A 425-nucleotide genomic window follows, 5' to 3' on the forward strand; every position below is an offset into this window, starting at 1 on the left:
GGTTTATATTCCGCCCGCCGAAACAGAAAAGGTAGCAAGTGGCCACCACTCCATCGAAGCGGCCATGTACACCCTTCACTCTCACGGATGGGCGTCACCATGAAAATAAAAAACAAACTGATCCTGGCCTTCGTACTGGTGGCCTTCATCCCGGTGGCCCTGGTCGGCGGGATCTCGGTGCTGAACATCCGCAGCGAGGCGGTGGACCAGTTCCTCGACGGCAGCACCCGGGAAATCCGCCAGATCGACGGCAACATGCGCCAGTTCTTCGATGGCACGCTGCAGAACGTCGATCAAATGGCCAAGGATCCTGTATACACCTCGGTCACCTCGCTCAAGGACTACACCGGCGCCGATGCCGCCCGCCAGCCAATGCCCGAAGCCGCGCAGAAGGTGATCGACGCCTTCGCCCGCTACGGCACCAC

General features: G+C 60.2%; 1 pseudogene. It reads left to right on the plus strand.

From position 1 onward, the window contains the following. Window positions 1-99 precede the first annotated feature (99 nt). Window positions 100-425 (plus strand): annotated as a pseudogene (locus tag JWG39_RS16185) (methyl-accepting chemotaxis protein); the annotation flags it as partial.

It is taken from the genome of Desulforhopalus vacuolatus (assembly GCF_016918505.1).
Lineage (GTDB): Bacteria > Desulfobacterota > Desulfobulbia > Desulfobulbales > Desulfocapsaceae > Desulforhopalus > Desulforhopalus vacuolatus.